The sequence below is a fragment of the Rhodococcus sp. HNM0569 genome (assembly GCF_012726205.1).
Classification (GTDB): domain Bacteria; phylum Actinomycetota; class Actinomycetes; order Mycobacteriales; family Mycobacteriaceae; genus Rhodococcus_F.
In genome coordinates, this window is the sequence record NZ_JAASAE010000036.1 from 1 (window position 1) to 1379 (window position 1379).

1 protein-coding gene is annotated in these 1379 nt (G+C 70.1%); it reads right to left on the reverse strand.

Annotated features, from left to right (window positions below):
* The coding region (locus tag HCA44_RS20680) for a DUF222 domain-containing protein (RefSeq protein WP_240945703.1) at window positions 1-1354 on the reverse strand (1354 nt) is incomplete at its 3' end.
* Window positions 1355-1379: the final 25 nt, after the last annotated feature.

Consider the following 1379-nt stretch of genomic DNA (forward strand, 5'->3'; position numbering starts at 1 on the left):
TCTGCTCGACGGTCCAGCCGCCGGATGCGGGGTTGGCATGGTCGAACGGGATGGTGTGGTCGAGGTCGCAGGCCAGGGCTCGGACGGTGCAGTCGGGGAAGCGACAGTTTCCGTCGCGGGCACGCACGATTTCGGCCACGCGGTGCGGCGGCCGGTAGGTGAACTGTTCTCGCCGGGGTTTACTGCGTGCCCGGACTGCTGAGGCGGTGATGCCCGCGGCGGCCAGTGCGTGTCCGATCCCGAGGACCGTTCCGTGTGCGGGTGTGTCGCTGCGTCGGCGCGACAGCCATTCCTGGTCGGTCATCGCCCCCGTAGCGGTGGAGTCCGCGTCGTCGAGTGCAGCGGTGCCGTGTCCGGTGTTGCCGCAGAGGGCGTCGAGCAGTGCGTCTCGGTCGGTGTCGGTCAGGGTGAGTACTTTGTGCCAGGTGGCGTCGGCGGCGAGGCTGCGGGCGAGGTCGGCGTCGATCCAGCCGTGTCCGGCGAGGTAGCCGGGTCGGTCGTCGAGACCGAGGAGTGTCGTCGCGTTCACGTCGACGTGGATCGTCGCGGTGGGTAGTGGCGACAATGCGGGCGCGGCCTGGTGTTCGATGATCTCGCGCGCGGCACCCTCACGCCCCGCCGCCCCACCCTCGCGTTCTGCCCGCGCGGTTTCGTGTTCGGTGCCAGCGGGCGCCGTCCGTCCGCATTCGCCGTCGCACCGGCAGTGCAGGCGGCCGGAGCCGTCGGCCAACGCGACCAACGCATCGGCGCGGCGTTGCGCGAAGGTGCGTGGGTCTTTCGCACAGACCTCGAGGCACATGGCCCGCAGCCGCATCGCGACGATCTGCCCGGCGGGACCGGGCAGCGTTCCCTCGACCGAGCAGGTGCCGTCGTCGTTCCCGCGGAATCGGATGTCGCGGTCGGATTCGGCGTGTTCGCGGCGTGCTTGGGCGCCGTCCGGGTCGTGCCGTGCGATGAGCCGGCGGGCGGTGCGGCGGATCGTCGTGGTGGTGGCCCCGTCGNGGGCCTGATCGATACGGCCTGCCGCAAAAGCTGCCGACGTGCCGTGCAGACGCCAGCGTAGATCGAGACCGAGCCCGATCCAGCGCCGCGCGACCGGTTCGGTGACCGTCAGCATGACCGCGACCTCGGTGTGCGCGAACTCGCCTTGGAAGGCTTCGTTGCAGCCGCGCCGGGCATCGGCGGCGCAACGAGCCAGATACACCGACGCCACCGCGTCGACCTCGAGGAACTGTGCCCGCGCGATGGCCGCGTGCCGCTCACGCAACAGAACCGTCCATTCCGATTCGGGGGCACCCGCCAGTACGCCGGGAGCCTGTGCCCCCGCGTGTCCCGAAACCCCCGAATCGAACATGAGTTCTATAGTACATGCGTTCGAT